The 3,360-nt window shown below is 51.1% G+C and carries 2 rRNA genes; both read left to right on the forward strand.

Going from position 1 to position 3,360, the window contains the following annotated elements:
* Positions 1–187 precede the first annotated feature (187 nt).
* Positions 188–3,080, forward strand: a 23S ribosomal RNA gene (locus tag APH27_RS25370).
* Positions 3,081–3,218: 138 nt separating this feature from the next.
* Positions 3,219–3,334: ribosomal RNA gene (gene rrf / locus APH27_RS25375) — 5S ribosomal RNA — on the forward strand.
* The last annotated feature ends 26 nt before the right edge of the window (positions 3,335–3,360 follow it).

The following is a 3,360-nucleotide window of genomic DNA, read 5'->3' on the forward strand; positions in this document are numbered from 1 at the left end:
TTGATTTCTGACTTTTGTCAGATCGTTCTTTAAAAATTCGGATATGTGATAGAAATAGACTGAACACCAGTTTCACTGCTGGTGGATCAGGCTAAGGTAAAATTTGTGAGTTCTGCTCGAAAGAGCGACGTGCGAATTTTCGGCGAATGTCGTCTTCACAGTATAACCAGATTGCTTGGGGTTATATGGTCAAGTGAAGAAGCGCATACGGTGGATGCCTTGGCAGTCAGAGGCGATGAAAGACGTGGTAGCCTGCGATAAGCTTTGGGGAGTCGGCAAACAGACTGTGATCCAGAGATCTCTGAATGGGGGAACCCACTCAGCATAAGCTGAGTATCTTGTACTGAATACATAGGTGCAAGAGGCGAACCAGGGGAACTGAAACATCTAAGTACCCTGAGGAAAAGAAATCAACCGAGATTCCCTTAGTAGTGGCGAGCGAACGGGGACCAGCCCTTAAGTTGGTTTGAGATTAGTGGAACGCTCTGGAAAGTGCGGCCATAGTGGGTGATAGCCCCGTACACGAAAATCTCTTATCAATGAAATCGAGTAGGACGGAGCACGAGAAACTTTGTCTGAACATGGGGGGACCATCCTCCAAGGCTAAATACTACTGACTGACCGATAGTGAACCAGTACCGTGAGGGAAAGGCGAAAAGAACCCCGGAGAGGGGAGTGAAATAGAACCTGAAACCGTATGCGTACAAGCAGTGGGAGCCTACTTTGTTAGGTGACTGCGTACCTTTTGTATAATGGGTCAGCGACTTATATTCAGTGGCGAGCTTAACCGAATAGGGGAGGCGTAGCGAAAGCGAGTCTTAATAGGGCGTTTAGTCGCTGGGTATAGACCCGAAACCGGGCGATCTATCCATGGGCAGGTTGAAGGTTAGGTAACACTGACTGGAGGACCGAACCGACTACCGTTGAAAAGTTAGCGGATGACCTGTGGATCGGAGTGAAAGGCTAATCAAGCTCGGAGATAGCTGGTTCTCCTCGAAAGCTATTTAGGTAGCGCCTCATGTATCACTGTAGGGGGTAGAGCACTGTTTCGGCTAGGGGGTCATCCCGACTTACCAAACCGATGCAAACTCCGAATACCTACAAGTGCCGAGCATGGGAGACACACGGCGGGTGCTAACGTCCGTCGTGAAAAGGGAAACAACCCAGACCGTCAGCTAAGGTCCCAAAGTCATGGTTAAGTGGGAAACGATGTGGGAAGGCTTAGACAGCTAGGAGGTTGGCTTAGAAGCAGCCACCCTTTAAAGAAAGCGTAATAGCTCACTAGTCGAGTCGGCCTGCGCGGAAGATGTAACGGGGCTCAAACCATGCACCGAAGCTACGGGTATCACCTTTAGGTGATGCGGTAGAGGAGCGTTCTGTAAGCCTGTGAAGGTGAGTTGAGAAGCTTGCTGGAGGTATCAGAAGTGCGAATGCTGACATGAGTAACGACAATGCGAGTGAAAAACTCGCACGCCGAAAGACCAAGGTTTCCTGCGCAACGTTAATCGACGCAGGGTTAGTCGGTCCCTAAGGCGAGGCTGAAAAGCGTAGTCGATGGAAAACAGGTTAATATTCCTGTACTTCCAGTTATTGCGATGGAGGGACGGAGAAGGCTAGGCCAGCTTGGCGTTGGTTGTCCAAGTTTAAGGTGGTAGGCTGAGATCTTAGGCAAATCCGGGATCTCAAGGCCGAGAGCTGATGACGAGTGCTCTTTAGAGCGCGAAGTGGTTGATGCCATGCTTCCAAGAAAAGCTCCTAAGCTTCAGATAACTGGGAACCGTACCCCAAACCGACACAGGTGGTTAGGTAGAGAATACCAAGGCGCTTGAGAGAACTCGGGTGAAGGAACTAGGCAAAATGGCACCGTAACTTCGGGAGAAGGTGCGCCGGCGAGGGTGAAGGACTTGCTCCGTAAGCCCATGCCGGTCGAAGATACCAGGCCGCTGCGACTGTTTATTAAAAACACAGCACTCTGCAAACACGAAAGTGGACGTATAGGGTGTGACGCCTGCCCGGTGCCGGAAGGTTAATTGATGGGGTTAGCGCAAGCGAAGCTCTTGATCGAAGCCCCGGTAAACGGCGGCCGTAACTATAACGGTCCTAAGGTAGCGAAATTCCTTGTCGGGTAAGTTCCGACCTGCACGAATGGCGTAACGATGGCGGCGCTGTCTCCACCCGAGACTCAGTGAAATTGAAATCGCTGTGAAGATGCAGTGTATCCGCGGCTAGACGGAAAGACCCCGTGAACCTTTACTATAGCTTTGCACTGGACTTTGAATTTGCTTGTGTAGGATAGGTGGGAGGCTTTGAAGTGGGGACGCCAGTTCTCATGGAGCCATCCTTGAAATACCACCCTGGCAACTTTGAGGTTCTAACTCAGGTCCGTTATCCGGATCGAGGACAGTGTATGGTGGGTAGTTTGACTGGGGCGGTCTCCTCCCAAAGAGTAACGGAGGAGTACGAAGGTGCGCTCAGACCGGTCGGAAATCGGTCGTAGAGTATAAAGGCAAAAGCGCGCTTGACTGCGAGACAAACACGTCGAGCAGGTACGAAAGTAGGTCTTAGTGATCCGGTGGTTCTGTATGGAAGGGCCATCGCTCAACGGATAAAAGGTACTCCGGGGATAACAGGCTGATACCGCCCAAGAGTTCATATCGACGGCGGTGTTTGGCACCTCGATGTCGGCTCATCACATCCTGGGGCTGAAGCCGGTCCCAAGGGTATGGCTGTTCGCCATTTAAAGTGGTACGCGAGCTGGGTTTAGAACGTCGTGAGACAGTTCGGTCCCTATCTGCCGTGGACGTTTGAGATTTGAGAGGGGCTGCTCCTAGTACGAGAGGACCGGAGTGGACGAACCTCTGGTGTTCCGGTTGTCACGCCAGTGGCATTGCCGGGTAGCTATGTTCGGAAGAGATAACCGCTGAAAGCATCTAAGCGGGAAACTTGCCTCAAGATGAGATCTCACTGGAACCTTGAGTTCCCTAAAGGGCCGTCGAAGACTACGACGTTGATAGGTTGGGTGTGTAAGCGCTGTGAGGCGTTGAGCTAACCAATACTAATTGCCCGTGAGGCTTGACCATATAACACCCAAGCAATTTGAGCGTAAGCGCCAAATTGTGGTGGTGAAGATGATACGAACCGAAAGTTCGCAACGAACCACAACATCACATATCCGAATTCGCTGGGCTGTCCATCTGGACATTCTGGCTACAGAATTTCTTGACGACCATAGAGCATTGGAACCACCTGATCCCATCCCGAACTCAGCAGTGAAACGATGCATCGCCGATGGTAGTGTGGGGTTTCCCCATGTGAGAGTAGGTCATCGTCAAGATTCATTTCGCAAAACCCCTATCTGCA

Origin of the sequence: Pseudomonas sp. NBRC 111123 (assembly GCF_001320205.1) — a bacterium.
GTDB lineage: Bacteria > Pseudomonadota > Gammaproteobacteria > Pseudomonadales > Pseudomonadaceae > Aquipseudomonas > Aquipseudomonas putida_J.